This window comes from Lentilactobacillus kefiri (assembly GCF_009739535.1).
Taxonomy (GTDB): Bacteria; Bacillota; Bacilli; order Lactobacillales; family Lactobacillaceae; genus Lentilactobacillus; species Lentilactobacillus kefiri.
Map to the genome: position 1 here is coordinate 1,106,840 of NZ_CP029971.1, position 16,270 is coordinate 1,123,109.

Consider the following 16,270-nt stretch of genomic DNA (forward strand, 5'->3'; position numbering starts at 1 on the left):
AGTGTTAAAACTGATTTAAGCCTTTTTTGTACGAAAAAAGACCATCAACATGGCCTTTTCCGATGCCTGTATATATTGGGAGACTGCTTTAACGTCCTAAGAAATACTCCCAATGTTTCATATGGGTGTAGCCATAATCATGCTTAATTTTGTGGTGGAAATAAACAAAGAAGACTCCGCCCAAAAGATAATTCTTTAAGACGTGATACTTATGACCATACAAGGCTTTGTGTGATGACCAGACAAAGCCAATACGTTTATATGCCGGCAACCGGTACCCACGGTTTAAGTCGTAGACATTATTACTGCCTTTTTTAGCGTGTTTATAAATACTGATTGATAGTTTCCGTGATCCGGTCATATGCGGTGTATATACCCGATAATAGGAGATGCTTCCACGAGTTGATTGATTATAGGTTACAACTGAATGCTTTTTTACTTTAATAACACTGTAAGCATTAACATAAGTATTCCACGAATACCAATTTCCGCGGATGCTTTTTGCAGTTGTGTATGAATTAGCTGAGACCTTTTGAGCTGTCACAGTATTAATTGCTAAACCAATGGCCAGCATTAGTCCTGTTAAAATCATTAATTTCCAAAGTTTCTTCATTTTGATATCTCTACTTTCTAATCAAGACGCCTGGAGTACCCACAAAGCCAGCTCCATAGTATTCAAGAATTACAGGACGAATATGGCCAAAAATTTTCTTGGTTGTTACCCGATAGTAACTCGGGTGCATGGTACCGTATTTAAAGCCTTTTAATCCCCAATAAATTGAATAACGTCCGTGTCCAAAACTATAAATTGGATTAACCCGTGGATGTCCGTTGGCTAAATGATAGTAAGCAAGATGGTAACTGTATTTAGTGTAATGGTGACTGTCATAAGAATATTCAGTCGTGGATTTTGCCCGAAACACATCTTTACCATAAAACCGACTGCCACTTGGTGAATATTCTTTCCACGTTCCACGCATGCTTCTTGGAACTGTCTTTAACACTGAACTGGCAGAAACATTACTAGCAAAAAAGCTGCCGGTTGTTATTCCGATCCCCACCAGAAGCAGCATTAACGTCTTATGCTTTTTCATATATGTAAATCCCCAAACGTACTTATTTCAACCCCCTCAAAGATTGATGCTTTAATTATACTACTTTGAAATGAACCTGAATTTGTAGTTCAAATGGTAACTTTCAAAATACAATTTTCAAGTGAATCTTTGACTAAGTTCCAGTTTGTAAGTCATATTTTACTTTTATTAACTATACATGAACCCAGCAACTGTGAATCAAATGATTAAAAGGTACTACAGTTTTTTTTGATCAAAAGAAAAGCTCGGTCAATATATGACCGAGCTAAGCGATTAGGATCAACGCCCAATAAAGTATTGATAATGTTTAAGATGCGTGTAGCTGTAATCATGTTTAACTTTGTGATGAAAGTAAACGTTAAAGGCACCCATATTGTAGTAACTCTTTAAAACGTGATGTCTTTGACCAAAGATGGTCATATGTGATGACCAAACTGATGGGATCATTTGATAATCATATTTAGCGTTATTCAAATTATAAACTGTATTGGAACCCTTACGAGCATGTTTTCCGATTGTAATTTTTAAGCGATGGGAGCCACTCATGTGTGGTGTATAAAGTTTATAATACGAAATCCTTCCAGATAAGTGTTGCTGATAGGTTGAAGCTGAGTGGGCTTTGATGCTCATGCAATAATACAATTTGTCGTATCTACTATACCGATACCAATGTCCACGAATACTTTTGGCGGTAGTGTATGAACTAGCCGATGCTGAATTAGTCGTTAACGTATTAATTCCTAAGCCCATTGTCACCATTAAAGCTGTTAAAATAATTACTTTCCAAATATTTTTCATTGTTGACTACCTCTTAACCTTAATCATGACTGATGGGCTTCCATGCCAGCCGACACCATAATATTCAAGTAGCACATGACGTTTGTGGCCGAAGATATTTCGGTTAGTCAGCCGATAATAGTCAGGGTGCATGGTTGCATACGTATAAGTACTTAACTGCCACCAAAAACTATATTTACCATGCCCATAATAGTAATTTTCATTATGAATGGGTGTCTTATCCGTAGTGTTTGGTGATCGTGTCGCAAACTTATAACTAATTTTGTGATACTTGCCATGTGATTTTTGATAGTAATAAGTTGTTTTGGCCGTAAAATGAATTTTGCCAAAATAATCACTACCATCTGATGAATACTGTCTCCAAGTTCCCCGCAAGCTTTTTGGTACCGACGATAGCTGCTTAGATGCCGAAACATTAGTTGACGATAATGCCCCAACGCAAAAGCCAAAGCTGATTAATAGAACTACTAACCATTTATGTTTTCCCATATGAATACCCCTTAATATTGTATTGTGAAAGCCCTCAAAACTTTCACCTAACAATTATACCGCTAAAGTTTTTCATTAAACGACATCGATTAAATATACGTGAATATGCAAAGAACCTGTTTTATAACAAAGTTAAATTCAAAGCAAGCAGCGTAATTTTGATGCTTCATCTTTGATGGATTAGTTAAATGATGGCTGATGAGATAACTATCCCTACTCGATAGTAGTCAATGTGTGAGACAGAACCTGAGAGACACTTATAAGATACTCCTGAAACGACGTAGTCTAATTATCAAATTCCTTGGCCTTCCGGTGGTGGTTAAGGCTATAAGCCCTAACTAATAAGCTAACTGAAATCAATTAAGTATCCATAAACAAAAAGCAGCGCAAATTCAACAATTTGCGCTGCTTTCATTACATATTCAATTATTAACCCACATTCAACACCTTCGCATGACTCTTCCCTTGACCAACAGCTTTAACCCTCAGCTGACAAGGAATACTCTGCTGCAACATCTGCACATGACTAATGATTCCAATAGTTCGGTCATTACTCTCAATGCTTTCCAGGGCTGCCATTGCGGTTGAAAGGGAATCTTGATCCAGTGTTCCGAATCCTTCATCAACGAACAAAGTGTCGATACTAATGCCACCGGCTTCGTTTTGAATGACCTCACCCAAGGCTAATGCCAAGCTGAGGGCAACGATGAAGCTTTCCCCGCCGGATAAAGTATGGACGTTTCTGTTTTCACCGACATCGCCATCAAAGACATCAATTTCCAGCCCAGTATTCTTTTGATAAGAACCGGGTTCTTTGTGCAATCTGAGGAGATATCTGCCGGAACTTAATTTCTTTAAATGCTGGTTGGCTACTTGAAGAATCTCTGCCAATTCTGCTCTTAATACATACCGTTCCAGGCCCAGTTTGTTGGCTCCTTTACCGTTAATCGAATCAACAAGTTGTTGCAATTGGTTGATCTCTTCAGCTTGCGTTTTGACTTTTTTGTAATTCTTGACGATATTTTCCAAGGTGTTTTTGTTAACGGCAAACTGTTCGTGTTCGTGACTGTATTTTTTCCGCAACTCATCAAGTTGGTTAGAAAGGTCATTGACAACTGCCTGTTCCTTCTCCAAGTCAACTTTTTGTTTATCACCGATTTCCTTCTTAAAGTGATCAACATCGTTCACAACCTGCTTGATTGAATCGTTGTAGTCGTCAAGTTGATGCTGCAGGTCCTGAATATTATCAAGGCTTTGCAGGAGGATTTCAAATGGACGCCAATCCTCGTCGCCAAATTTATCGCGAACTGCATCAGTGATCTCAAGTTGGAACTTGTTGACTGACTCTTCAGACTTATCTAGCTCACTGGCAAGACTCTGCTGCTTGCCTTTGAGAGAGCCAATATGCGTTTTGACATTACTCAAAGCTTCATTGTTTTGCTTCACGTTCTTTGTATAAACGTCAATCGCATTTTTGAGTTCAGCCAAATGATTATCAAGGGCCTCCAGGTTGGTAAATTCAGAAGGCAATCCCCGCTCAAGCTCATTTAACGCACCAGTCTTGGCAGATAAGTCACCCGAAGCATCACTCAATGATTGATTCAAACTCTCAAGTTGATCACTTAACTTCGATAGGCCGTTTTGGACAGAAACTTTCTTTTTGCTTTGAGCTTTCAAATGAGCAATCTGGCTATTGATGCCATTGATCGTTTTATTGTTGTCTTCTTGAATGGCATTAAGTTGCTTTGCGACCTCATTTAAATCAGATGATACACTCTGAAGTTTGAGGTCGGCTTCAATATCGGCGATTAACTTTTTGAATTGTTGATCATAAGCTTTAACCTGCTCATCCAAGCGTTTTTGATTGGTTTGTACTTCAGATTTATACGTAGATTCTGATGTGATGGCTTTATTCAGCATACTATTTGCAGTCTTCAGCTGGGCATCCGTCACATTTTTTTCAGGAGAAAGGTGGGCCGGCGCAGGATGGTCGGTTCCACCACATACTGGGCAGGGCGTTCCCGGCTTTAGCTGTTCGACCAGCTTGCTGATTTCGTTTTGGATCCGGATGTTGTTCAGATTATCAGCTTCGTCTTGGCATTTTTGTCTTTTAGACGTGGCATCTTTCAGTGAATCAGTGTCGCTAGCAATTTTCGATTTTAGCTGGTGATTTTTTTGATCAGAGGCAATTAAAGCAGTAATCTTTTCGGCAAAATTGTTTACCGTCTGCGATTTTTGATTGGCACTTGAAAGCTGTTCGGTTAGGTTGGACTGGTTATTCAATTCTTTTTCAAGCTTCGCCAGTTCGTCTGATAGCTTCTTAGATTGCTCCTTATTATCAGAAACCTGATATATCAATTGAGAGACATGTTGTTTTGAGGCTGCAATTTGTTGCTTTAATTGGTCCCGTTTTTCAAACGACTCCCGTTGTTTTGCCAACACCGCCGTTTCATCACTCATTTGATTTTGGTGGTCTTTTTGATCATCGAGCTTGTGCTGAGTTTCGGTCAAGCCTTTTTGTTCAGAGGCAGCACCGGCCAATTGTTCTTTGACTGATTGAATCTCGGCTTGATACTGTTTCACATCGGCTTGGCTTTGCTGAAATTGATCATGCTTTGGCTTTAAGTCTTTTGCCCACGACAAGTCAGTTAATTGTTTTTCTAATTGATCAAATTTTGGCTTGTCAGCTTGTAATTCTGCCTGTCGTTTCTTGGCCGTCTCCAAGGCATCAATTTGTTTGTTGGTTTCCTGGTGGGCGACCAGCTGCTGATTCTTGGTATCGTATTTTTTATTAAGTTGCTTTACCTGGGCATCCAGTTGTTTCAAAGCCTTGTTGGATGTGGCTTGCTGCTGTTTGAGCGCCTCAATTTGGGATTCGGTATTTTGGTAGGCAATATTTTCCGGCGCGTCAATCCATGTGATGGCCGACAAATTTTGCTTGATAGAATCCTGCCAACCGGTGGAGTCGCGGACCTTTTGCTTGAGCTTGTCGTTTAGCACATCGCCCCATTTACGATACAGGCTGGTGTGGAAAATGTTCCGCAATAATTTTTCCTTTTGATCACTGCTGGCTGCCAGAAATTCTTGGAAATCTCCCTGAGGTAATAGGACGATTTGAACAAACTGTTTTCGATCCAGTTGGAGAATATCATCAATCTTTGTCCCAATTTTTGCGAGCTTGGTGATTTCGTCTACTTTTTTGCCGTTCTCAAAAATATCAAGCTTACCTTTGGCGCCATATTCCTTTTGGCCGGTACCCCGTTTCTTGTTTAACACCTGAACCGGTTCCCGAGATATTTGGTAGGTGATTCCTTGGTGTTCAAACGTTAAATCCACTTTGGTTGGCGAATCAAAATCCGCAAAATCGGAGCGCAACAAAGCGGGGTTCCGGTCATCAGTGATTCCCTGGCCGTACAGGGCAAAAGTGATCGCGTCAAAAATGGTGGTTTTCCCACTACCGGTATTTCCTGAAATTAAGAATACAGAAGACTTGTTCAGCTCAGTAAAATCAATCGTTTCATTTTCATACGGGCCGAAATTTTCCATGTGTAGTTTTAATGGCTTCACTAGTTTTTACCTCCTGAATCAGGTTTGTTGGCGTCCTTGAGTGCACTTGCTGCCCACTTTTGTTGCTGTGGTGTCAACGTATCATTGGCGACTTTTTCGTAGAATTCTTTCAGCAGGTCCATGGGATCTTTTTGACGAATTTCTTTACCGTTTTCACCATCGTAGTCCAAGGCATCCGCATAGCCGTTTTCCCATGCCAGCGAGATGATGTTGGGGTAAATGTTGCGCAGTCTGGCCATTGCGTTGGGGATGAGCTTGGTGTCGGTTAACGTGATGCCGAAGTAGTTGTCGAGATTTTGCTTCTTATAAATGGCTTCATCTGTGAGCGTGTCAAAGCTGTCGGTCAATACCTTCACATCTCTGATGGGTGTAATTGGTTTAAAGGTCAGTTTGAATGGATCGGTATCGATGATGTAAACACCCTTTTTCTGGTTGGCTTCTGATAAGGAGAACTTCACCGGCGAGCCGCTATATCGCGCCCGTTTTGCATGCAAAGCATCCTTGCCATGCAAATGACCCAGGGCAACATAGTCAAAATCCTTGAGTAGTGAAACTGGGACAGAGGCTAATCCACCGACCGTTAGCTTGATTTCAGAATCGGTGGTGGCACTGCCATCTGCGAAGAAATGGGCCACCAAGATGTGAGACTTATTTGGAACAAAAAACGACTTCATTTTGTCGGATATGAGCTTGAAAGCTTGATCCAGTTGTTTGATGGAATCGTCATTGAAATATTGTTGAGCGGCAAACAATTCAAAGTAGGGCAGCAGAAAGATCTGCGTATCGGGAAGCTCTACTGGTTTGAATGCCTCTTCAAGTTGAGTATGTAAGTAAAAATGGGTCTGTTTGAACCACTTTGTACCAGTTGATAAACGAATGGCGCTGTCATGGTTGCCGGAAATCGCATAGACCGGCAATTTGTCCTTAAGGTTGAGCTTTTCAATCACGGAGTTGAGGATTCCGACTGAGTCTTCGGATGGCATGCTGCAGTCGTAAAGGTCGCCGGCAATGATGATGCCGTCGACTTTTTCATCCAGAGCGATTTTTTCGATTTGGTTAAAGGCATTTTCCTGTTCTTCTGTTAAGTCAAATCCGTGAAGCCGGCGGCCAATGTGCCAGTCGGCGGTGTGTAATAGGCGCATGAGTGTAAGTCCTTTCTTAGGGTACGTAAGTTCTTATTGATAGTATACATTTAATCAGCCACAAATAATGATTGAAATTGAATTTTCACTTCAGCTTTTATATTAAAATCTAATAACAATATAGTTATTCTATGAATTTTGGCGTATTATTATAATATGCCAGTGCAGATGGGCATTTAGCTTACTTTTTGTAGGTGAAATGTATTGGATTTTAAGGCCATATAGTTTAATTATTAATTGCAAATTTGGTTATGATGAATGCATGCCATACATAAAAATATTTTTGGGAGTGTTGGGGTTATGAAGTTTAAGAAGACTTTGTTGTTTGTTGCGTCATTGATTTTGTTTGGGGTTGTTGCTGGTCCGTCAGTAACGGCAAATGCGAAAACACTGACTGGCATGCCAAGATCATTCAGACACGTCTGGTATCGTGGCCATCTAAAATTAAAGATTACTAAATATCATATCTATACAGGAACCAAGGGGCATCACTACAGTTCTCATACTACTTTTAAGCGTGTAATTAAAGATGGAAAGTATTATACGCCATATGTGAAAGGCGGTTTTGACCTAGAACCTTATCACATTTTTCATGGCTATCTTTACCATGGCACACCACTATCACAAGGTGGCAGCGGAACTATAAGATATCACAGATAATCCGACTCTGAGGGGAGTCCACGATAAATGGAAATGAAGCTAAGAATTAACAGTTTAATAAGAGCGGGGTTGTTTACCCTCATCATGTTAATGGGCATGGTCATTTTTGCCAGAAATTCATTTGCATTTTGGCACGCTAAGCCTGTCATTGATGATCAGCTTAATATTTTGACTGACCAGCAAAAGCAGCAGATCATGGACGAAAATGAGAAGCTTGCGAACAAGCCATATCATCAAGAGATTTGGTTCATATCGACTAATCAAAGCCCATATCACTATGATTCGGTTAATAGTTCATTGGATCTTGAAACCATCAAAGAATCAGGCTTTAGCTTGCTTAGTTTACAAGATGCAACGCAAATTTTCGCCTTTGATTTGATCCAGGATTACACGAACCTAAGTGAAAATTCAACGGATATAGATGTTGAAGAGAAATTAGACGGAGCTAGCAGCTATATAAATATTATTGTAGTTGATCCAAAATTTAAGTATCCGGTCATGCCGATCTTTTCAGATATTTCTAAGGATCATATTGGTGATCTCAGGAATCGGATTATGACACACCAGCTTAATTTTAAGGACTATGGCCAAGCAAATGTGATGGACACGGTGAACTTTGTCACTTCATTTGTGAATACGAAAAGCACTAACCCAAAGGACAATCAAGGGATGAGCGAGGGTGACCTTTGGTTAATCGCAATTGGCTTAATTATCCTCTGGGGTATCGTTCACCATATTCGCCATCGCCATGATCCTCAAGGACCTTCTCATGTTGATCCAGAGATGGATGACGCTTCGGCCAGGTATGATAACGGCTGGCTGGACGGCGTTTTTTATGGGGAGAATAGTGGGGATGATTCGTTTAAGAACTGAGCTCTAGATTCAGAGCACGTTTTTAAAAAGAAAGCGTTCGTTTCTTCTTATCGAATGTTGTATATAGTAAAATTATAAAAAATAGGTTTAATAATTCGGAGGGTAATCATGTCATCATTTGTAGAAATACCACAACCATCAAGATTTAGAATGGGTGAATTGTTTAAAGATAACAACTTCACTGTTCCTATGTATCAAAGAAACTACGATTGGGAAAGCGATCAGATTGTTGATTTTTGGGACGATCTAGTTGATCTTGTTGAAGGAAATCGGAATAGTCACTTCTTTGGCCAAATTGTGACGTTTAAAAACGAAGATGGCCGCCAAGAAATTATTGATGGGCAACAAAGATTAACAACTAGTCTTATTTTCATGGCTGTTATTAAAGACATTGCCACTAAAATGTATCAAGACAACTTTGCAAAAGACACGTCATTATCTGATCTTGATCGGGGCGATAAGCTGCGAGACATTAGGAATGCTGTTAGAAAGTTGATTCGTGGAGAGAACGAAGGAGACGATGCATCGCTAATTGTTGAACAACGTTCCACGAATAATGGCGAATTAGAAAAGTATTTTTATGCGCTTACTCATAAAAGTGCCGAAGCTTTAGATTCTTCTAGGGTCTGTCTGGAAACAAAATAATCGTGTATAATCTTGATAAAAAACAAATTGAGGTTTTCGCCGATGACAATTCCGAAACGTTATGAAATTACTGATGAGCAATGGGCCCGGATTGAGGACCGTTTTCCGCCCTATAAAACCGGACGCCCACCTAAAATACCTAATCGCCAAGTTTTTAATGCGGTTCTCTGGTTGCTAAAAAGTGGCGCCACCTGGCGTGATATTCCTGAACGATACGGTTCATGGAAAACCAGCTATAGTCGTTATCGTAGTTGGGTTGATGCCGGCTTGTTTGAACGGATCTTTAAGGATTTGATCGATGAACCGGATATGGAAAATATCAGCCTCGATTCAACTAGCATTCGAGCTCATCAAAAGGCCACGGGCGCTAAAAAAACGCCCGCTGTGACGTTGAGAATCAAGCCATCGGTCTAAGCCGTGGTGGTCGAACCACTAAAATTCATGCGGTGGTGGATGGCCTTGGAAATCCATTATGTTTTATCCTTACCGGCGGCCAAGTTCATGATAGTCGGGCAGCTGAACCATTACTGCGACAATTAGCTTTAGCCGGCGTTAATCTGATTGCCGATAAAGCTTATGGGACTAAGGAACTGCGCCAGTATATTGAAGCTGAAGGCGGTCAATATACGATTCCACCTAAAAGTAATGCCCAAGACAAGTGGGATTGTGATTATTACGTCTATTGTGAACGCCATTTGATCGAGAATTACTTTAATCAATTGAAGAATTACCGGCGGATTGCGACGCGATATGATAAACTAGTGCATGTTTTTCTACAAACCATTTACATTGCTTCAATTTTGATTTGGCTTAAATAGTTTCCAGACAGACCCTAGTAAGGTTGCACCAATTAAAAAAATGAGGTCAACTTACACCACAATCCACAAGTGGATTGTGGGTGATTTAAAGTTGAAGAAAACATTGGGTGAGCGAATTGATCGGTTAGACAATATTTTTAACTCTTTTTACGACAAATTTTATATTGTAATGATTTCAGCACCGAGTCAACTTGACGCTTTTACAATATTTGAAACATTGAATAGTCGTGGAAAAGATTTGGAAGTTTCCGACATTATTAAGAATCACTTAATGGCCTTATTACATGACGACATGGACTCGGCAAATAGTGCATGGCAACGAATTTCTTCTGCTTTCAATGGCGACAGTCATAAAATTTCCAGATTCATTCGAACATATTGGGCTGCGAGCCACAAAGTAATCCAAGAGTCCAAACTGTACCGTGCAATTAGTCAAGAAATAACAAATATGAGTGACGCAACAACCTTCTTGAAGGATCTTGATGCACTTGTCGAAGTATATTCTGTGCTTGATTCACCAATTGCGCCTAAAAGCCACTATGAATTCTTTAGAAACAAACTAATTACACAGCATCTTGATATTTTGAACCGATTACATGTGATGCTGTACTACCCAATCGTAATGTCAATGTATTATCGCGATTATCGAGAAGATGACATCCTCAAAGCCATTAGGGTCTGTCTGGAAACTATTTAAGCCAAATCAAAATTGAAGCAATGTAAATGGTTTGTAGAAAAACATGCACTAGTTTATCATATCGCGTCGCAATCCGCCGGTAATTCTTCAATTGATTAAAGTAATTCTCGATCAAATGGCGTTCACAATAGACGTAATAATCACAATCCCACTTGTCTTGGGCATTACTTTTAGGTGGAATCGTATATTGACCGCCTTCAGCTTCAATATACTGGCGCAGTTCCTTAGTCCCATAAGCTTTATCGGCAATCAGATTAACGCCGGCTAAAGCTAATTGTCGCAGTAATGGTTCAGCTGCCCGACTATCATGAACTTGGCCGCCGGTAAGGATAAAACATAATGGATTTCCAAGGCCATCCACCACCGCATGAATTTTAGTGGTTCGACCACCACGGCTTAGACCGATGGCTTGATTCTCAACGTCACAGCGGGCGTTTTTTTAGCGCCCGTGGCCTTTTGATGAGCTCGAATGCTAGTTGAATCGAGGCTGATATTTTCCATATCCGGTTCATCGATCAAATCCTTAAAGATCCGTTCAAACAAGCCGGCATCAACCCAACTACGATAACGACTATAGCTGGTTTTCCATGAACCGTATCGTTCAGGAATATCACGCCAGGTGGCGCCACTTTTTAGCAACCAGAGAACCGCATTAAAAACTTGGCGATTAGGTATTTTAGGTGGGCGTCCGGTTTTATAGGGCGGAAAACGGTCCTCAATCCGGGCCCATTGCTCATCAGTAATTTCATAACGTTTCGGAATTGTCATCGGCGAAAACCTCAATTTGTTTTTTATCAAGATTATACACGATTATTTTGTTTCCAGACAGACCCTAATAAAATTCTTTCTATTTTTGTTCGCCACCGTACAATTAATAACGAGGGAACGAACGTCTTAGAAGGTGGTTTCTCTGAAGTGGCCCAACATATTTGGAATATGGAATTGAATGGTATTGACGATATTATTAAGGAGCTTAATGATAAGCTACTTAAGAGTGATGATTCTATTAAAGCAAACTTTTCTGCACTTTCCAAAGAGGGTGGCTTAAAGGGACCCAAGAAATGGACTCTGGTTTATCTTCTTTCAGAAATTTACTCTTATGAGTACGATGATTTTGCCGAGAATAATTTGTATCCTAAGGTGTTTGATCAGGATAACTACAAGTTGGTTCACATTAATTCAGATGACTCATTAGGAGATTATAAGGGCTACATTGGTAATTGGACTATTTTGGAAAAGCAGTTGGCAACAGGGACTGAAGATGATATGACTAAGTTAATGAATGCTCTGAATCAGTCGGAACTTAATGCTAATCACAAATTGTCGGACTCACTGCAAGCTGGAGAATGGGGTTCTGACCAGATCAGAGAACGTCAAGATAATTTTGCCAATAATGTTGTTACCCAACTTTGGTAGTTTTTAAATACTGATGTGTAAGTGCTGGAGAACCCTTGAAAGGAGGTGATTCGTTTGGAGAGTAACAGTCAAAGTCACTCAAATGGCCATGCTGCATTCCTATCTATTGGGTGGGTGTCTGCAGTTATTAGTTTATTTGTTCCATTTATTGGTATTTTAGCAATTGTTTTTGGTATCTTAGATATTGTGAAAAGTAAATCAAAGACTGCTGGTATTGTATTATTGGTATTTGCCATTATTTTCTTGTACCTTGGCTTAACAGGGTTTGGATATGGCTTTACGTCATCATATGGTTCATAGTTCCGCAATTCAAATATAATTATTGTTCTTTGTTTTTCCTCGCCGGTGCTAAAGACAGGTTCAACTCCTGTCGGGGAATTATTCATATTTCTTTGGAGGATACAGTATGAAAAATAATAGTATTAAGAAAACCGGAATTGCATTAATTATTGGGTTATCATTGGGAATTGGAGGGGTGACATTTCCTAGTGTGGTTTCCAATACGTCTAAGAAACTGTTTGAGATCTTTAAAAGCGCCTCAATAGAACTGAAATAAAGGCTAAGGTCATCATCATGGCACTTGTGTGCAGCTGTCTTTCACAATTTTTCCACAGTCGTCGACAATTCTCTAGCCAACTAAAGGATCGTTCAACCAACCATCGTTGCGGCATTACTTCAAACTTGTGTAATTCATTGCGTTTAGCGACCTGAACGGTCGCTTGTAAATTGCTCATAACATCCAATTTAAAGTTAGCTCCTGAATAACCACCATCGACTAGAACATTGCGAACATGCCGAAGATCATTGGCATATAAGGCAATCATCGCACTGGCTCCGTCCCGATCAGAAACATTGGCTCGGGTAATATGAATGGCTTGTGGAAACCCGTTAATATCAACGGCTAGATGCCGTTTAATTCCCGATATTTTCTTACCAGCATCATAACCTTTATTTTCAGCAGTGGCGGTATTTTTAACGCTTTGCGCATCCACGATAATAAACGAAGTTAATGCCGAACGATCTTGTTGAGATCGTAAGGTAAAGACAATTTTTTTAAAACTTGATCCAGTAATGACGGCTCCGTTGGAGCCGATTGCCGGGACCACAAGCGAAAGTAGGTGTAAACCGTTTGCCATTTGGGAAAGTCATGTGGCAGGGCACGCCACTGGGAGCCATTTTTCAAGATGTATAAAATGGCGCAAAAGACGTCATACAAATCGACTTGACGGGGCTTCGTTCGTTGATGAAAATTTTCTAATTCAGGACGAATCACTTCAAACTGCTGGCGGGTAATATTGCTGGGATAATTAGTCATCATAATTTCCTTTTTGCAAAAGTATATCAAAGTTTAAACTAGATCTCAAACAGTTTCTAATACCATCGTTGTAATGGCTTCATCTTCGAAAAGGGCAGCTTTGTCTAGTGCGTATTTTTATGCTCGATCTGAGCATATGTCCAAGCGGGCAATTTACCATCAATTAATTTCAAAATACGGTGATGGATTTTCAAAACATGCAGCAAGTTATGCCGTTCGTCATCTTCATGGAATTAGTTGGAATCGCAATGCCTTAAGATCTGCCCACTTTTACCGTCACAATGAGCATATGTCTAAAAGGGCAATTTATTATCAACTCATATCATCATATGGAGATATGTTTACCCGTTCTCAAGCACGCTATGCAGTTCACCATCTATAAAAATAAGTTGGACTGTTTCTCCCTGTTATGAACTTTTATATTCATGGAGTAGCAGTTCATTTCTTATTAAATAGGCGGACGATGGAAAATTAAGCTTTGCAATTTATTGTGTGTTTTTGAGTATCCCAGATTAATTTAATCATTGTTGTGATTTTAAGCAATCTTGATCTCCTCTAATTTAAGCATATTTCGTGACAAGTTGGCTGATGAGGAGTTTGCTAAAAGGCTATATTTAAATGGGAGGTTTACGATATGGAATATGATCAATTGATTAAAGAATTAACTGATTTTCGAAACAGTCGTGGCTGGAATCAATACCATACATTGCCAGCATTAGCACGTGCAGTGGGTATCGAATCTGGCGAACTAAATGAATTGTTTCTATGGGATATGGAAAATGATAAAGAGTTTTCTGATAAACAAAAGCATGACATGGAACTTGAACTGGCAGACATACTGACATATTGCTATTATATGTGTGATAAGTTGGGTGTTCAGCCTAATGACATTGTCCAAGAGAAACTGGATATAAATAAGAAACGTCACTGGAAATTTGATAAGTAAGGTTGAAAGGTGTTTACGATGAGTGATATTGGTTACCCCATTATTGAAAAAATTAAATATGACTCCCAAGCCACTGACAATCTCACAGATGTAATCGATGGGGATAAGCTTAAACGCAGATTACTGATGGAGTATCCGACGGTTTATATTATTTATTCACCGATTAAATCTGGTGGTTATAAAGTTTATGTTGGTGAGACCAATGACATTGAACGTCGGACTGAGCAGCATTTGAATGAGGACCCTCGGGTAAGGGATGATTGGCGTGAGCTTTCGAAATCCAAGGATGCACAAATGTTTGTGATTGGTCATGATCATTTCAATAAATCGTTGACGCTTGATATTGAAAATCAGATGATGCTTTTTATGCTTGGCGTTCCCAGTGTGAAAAGACTCAATAATCGCCGCGAAAATGAACAAAATGAATATTATACATCTAACGAAAAAGATAAAATCTTTTCTCGAATTTGGCGTAAGCTTCGCGGCTTTGACAAGAATTTATTTCCTGTTGAAAGTATTATACGAGACTCTGCGATTTTTAAGGCGTCACCATTTCATAACTTAACAACTGAACAAAAGAATGCAAAAGATATTATTGTTGATAAGGTAATTGATGCATTGCTTTCAAAGAAAAAGGGCCAACTGATTTTGGTTGAAGGGGAAGCCGGTTCTGGGAAAACAGTTCTTTTGAGTACGATCTTTTATTTAATCAGTACTTTGAAAGACGACGGTAGCCCACTTCGACAAGGATTTGATCACTTAAAGAACTATGTTTTGGTTAACCATGATGAGCAGTTGAAGGTATATGAAGATATTATCGATAAGTTGAATTTGAACTATCAATATGATGATGTTGTAAGTAAGCCCACTCATTTTATTAACTCGCACGATGAAAGTGATCCTGCCGATGTTGTGCTGGTTGATGAAGCTCACTTGCTGTGGACTCAAGGTAAACAAGCATATCGAGGTCAGAATCAGCTTGATGACATTTTGAAGCGCGCCAGAATTACGGTTGCAATTTTTGACCGGAACCAAATTTTGAAGACTGAGGAATATTTGGAGCCCCAGCAAATTCAAAATATGGAAGAAAAGGCAATGAAGCAGAATAATCTGATTATGTTGAGTAATCAGCTACGCATTGACGCCAACAAAGAAACAATTGAATGGATTAGAGATATTACTGATAAAAAAATAATCAAAAAAATCCCGCAAGACAGTAAATATGACTTGAGGATATTTGATGATGCCAAAGAAATGTATGAAGCAATACGAGATAAGGCTTTGGGAGATCAAAAGGCTGGGCTATCCAGGATTCTTGCTACTTTTGATTGGAAATATAACGGTAAGAGGAAACCAGATAATGGCGGTTATTGGATGGTAACTGCCGGAGATTTGTCGTTACCATGGAACCTGCAGCTTAAACCCAAGGGTAGCCGTTCACTGAAAAAGCTGGCTTGGGCTGAACAGGAACAAACACTTGATGAAGTTGGTTCAACATACACTATTCAAGGCTTTGATTTGAACTATTGCGGTGTCATTATTGGTCCATCTGTTAAGTACCGCAATGGACACGTTGTTTTTGATGCAGATGCCAGTGAGAATACCAATGCTATTCGAAACCGTACATTACATGATGGCAAAAAGCGGAAAGTTGCCAGTCAGTTGCTTCCTAATGAGTTGAATGTTTTGCTTACTCGTGGGGTTCATGGGCTATATATTTATGCGGTTGATGATGAGTTGCGCAAAGCGATGTTGAAAGCTGATGAAGATTGCAATAGATTACATAGGTGATTTGTAATAGAGGGTGTGA

The 16,270-nt window shown here is 39.7% G+C and carries 18 protein-coding genes; 10 read left to right on the forward strand and 8 right to left on the reverse strand.

Features of this window, described 5'->3' with window-relative positions; genetic code table 11:
* Positions 1-88 precede the first annotated feature (88 nt).
* The 6 genes from DNL43_RS05345 to DNL43_RS05370 all read right to left on the reverse strand — a co-directional run bounded on the left by DNL43_RS05345 (position 89) and on the right by DNL43_RS05370 (position 7,090).
* Positions 89-613 (reverse strand): hypothetical protein, encoded by a 525-nt coding sequence (locus DNL43_RS05345; RefSeq protein WP_056982792.1) that lies wholly within the window; start codon positions 611-613, stop codon positions 89-91.
* Between the two features lie 10 nt (positions 614-623).
* Positions 624-1,094 (reverse strand): hypothetical protein, encoded by a 471-nt coding sequence (locus tag DNL43_RS05350; RefSeq protein WP_056982794.1) that lies wholly within the window; start codon positions 1,092-1,094, stop codon positions 624-626.
* 279 nt (positions 1,095-1,373) lie between these two features.
* On the reverse strand, positions 1,374-1,892 hold the full coding sequence (locus tag DNL43_RS05355; RefSeq protein WP_056982796.1) for a hypothetical protein: 519 nt from the start codon (positions 1,890-1,892) through the stop codon (positions 1,374-1,376).
* Positions 1,893-1,898: 6 nt separating this feature from the next.
* Entirely contained in the window at positions 1,899-2,381 is a 483-nt protein-coding gene (locus tag DNL43_RS05360) for a hypothetical protein (protein WP_056982798.1), read from the reverse strand.
* A 429-nt stretch (positions 2,382-2,810) separates the two neighbouring features.
* Positions 2,811-5,948 (reverse strand): AAA family ATPase, encoded by a 3,138-nt coding sequence (locus tag DNL43_RS05365; protein WP_056982800.1) that lies wholly within the window; start codon positions 5,946-5,948, stop codon positions 2,811-2,813.
* The gene (locus DNL43_RS05370; RefSeq protein WP_056982802.1) at positions 5,948-7,090 is read right to left on the reverse strand and encodes an exonuclease SbcCD subunit D; all 1,143 of its coding nucleotides are present in this window, start codon (positions 7,088-7,090) and stop codon (positions 5,948-5,950) included. The genes DNL43_RS05365 and DNL43_RS05370 overlap by 1 nt, the downstream gene beginning before the upstream one ends.
* A 300-nt stretch (positions 7,091-7,390) precedes the next feature.
* On the opposite strand from DNL43_RS05370, the gene DNL43_RS05375 reads away from it, so the two are divergent.
* From DNL43_RS05375 to DNL43_RS05395, 5 genes are all read left to right on the forward strand, one after another.
* Positions 7,391-7,750: a hypothetical protein gene (locus DNL43_RS05375; RefSeq protein WP_056982804.1), complete on the forward strand. Its 360-nt coding sequence runs from the start codon at positions 7,391-7,393 to the stop codon at positions 7,748-7,750.
* 27 nt (positions 7,751-7,777) lie between these two features.
* Positions 7,778-8,623, forward strand: coding sequence for a hypothetical protein (locus DNL43_RS05380; RefSeq protein ID WP_054769660.1), 846 nt, complete (start codon positions 7,778-7,780; stop codon positions 8,621-8,623).
* Positions 8,624-8,731: 108 nt separating this feature from the next.
* The gene (locus DNL43_RS05385) at positions 8,732-9,268 is read left to right on the forward strand and encodes a DUF262 domain-containing protein (protein WP_056982807.1); all 537 of its coding nucleotides are present in this window, start codon (positions 8,732-8,734) and stop codon (positions 9,266-9,268) included.
* Positions 9,269-9,310: 42 nt separating this feature from the next.
* Positions 9,311-10,086, forward strand: a protein-coding gene (locus DNL43_RS05390; protein ID WP_094753971.1) for an IS5 family transposase whose coding sequence is annotated in 2 segments (ribosomal slippage) — positions 9,311-9,638 and positions 9,638-10,086 — 777 coding nt in all. Because the reading frame shifts where the segments join, the coding sequence is not laid out codon by codon here.
* 40 nt (positions 10,087-10,126) lie between these two features.
* Entirely contained in the window at positions 10,127-10,783 is a 657-nt protein-coding gene (locus DNL43_RS05395; RefSeq protein ID WP_082619746.1) for a DUF262 domain-containing protein, read from the forward strand.
* Here the strand turns inward: DNL43_RS05395 and DNL43_RS05400 are convergent.
* Positions 10,776-11,551 (reverse strand): IS5 family transposase gene (locus tag DNL43_RS05400; protein ID WP_094753971.1). Its coding sequence is split into 2 segments (ribosomal slippage): positions 10,776-11,224 and positions 11,224-11,551, totalling 777 coding nucleotides; the frame shifts between segments, so codons are not numbered across the junction. The two genes, DNL43_RS05395 and DNL43_RS05400, sit on opposite strands and share 8 nt — an antisense overlap.
* A 168-nt stretch (positions 11,552-11,719) precedes the next feature.
* Between DNL43_RS05400 and DNL43_RS05405 the strand changes: the two genes are divergently transcribed.
* Both DNL43_RS05405 and DNL43_RS05410 read left to right on the forward strand, forming a co-directional pair.
* On the forward strand, positions 11,720-12,199 hold the full coding sequence (locus tag DNL43_RS05405; RefSeq protein ID WP_191991392.1) for a hypothetical protein: 480 nt from the start codon (positions 11,720-11,722) through the stop codon (positions 12,197-12,199).
* Positions 12,200-12,244: 45 nt separating this feature from the next.
* Complete coding sequence (locus tag DNL43_RS05410) at positions 12,245-12,499, forward strand: hypothetical protein (protein WP_225439259.1); 255 nt, start codon at positions 12,245-12,247, stop codon at positions 12,497-12,499.
* 227 nt (positions 12,500-12,726) lie between these two features.
* Here DNL43_RS05410 and DNL43_RS05415 read toward each other — a convergent pair.
* A protein-coding gene (locus DNL43_RS05415) for an IS5 family transposase (protein WP_202813053.1) occupies positions 12,727-13,517 on the reverse strand; the annotation gives its coding sequence in 2 pieces (ribosomal slippage) (positions 12,727-13,247 and positions 13,247-13,517; 792 coding nt in all).
* 97 nt (positions 13,518-13,614) lie between these two features.
* Between DNL43_RS05415 and DNL43_RS05420 the strand changes: the two genes are divergently transcribed.
* From DNL43_RS05420 to DNL43_RS05430, 3 genes are all read left to right on the forward strand, one after another.
* Positions 13,615-13,896: an Ltp family lipoprotein gene (locus tag DNL43_RS05420; RefSeq protein WP_235805508.1), complete on the forward strand. Its 282-nt coding sequence runs from the start codon at positions 13,615-13,617 to the stop codon at positions 13,894-13,896.
* Positions 13,897-14,148: 252 nt separating this feature from the next.
* The gene (locus DNL43_RS05425) at positions 14,149-14,460 is read left to right on the forward strand and encodes a nucleotide pyrophosphohydrolase (protein ID WP_054769392.1); all 312 of its coding nucleotides are present in this window, start codon (positions 14,149-14,151) and stop codon (positions 14,458-14,460) included.
* Positions 14,461-14,478: 18 nt separating this feature from the next.
* Positions 14,479-16,251, forward strand: coding sequence for a DUF2075 domain-containing protein (locus DNL43_RS05430; RefSeq protein WP_056982878.1), 1,773 nt, complete (start codon positions 14,479-14,481; stop codon positions 16,249-16,251).
* Positions 16,252-16,270: the final 19 nt, after the last annotated feature.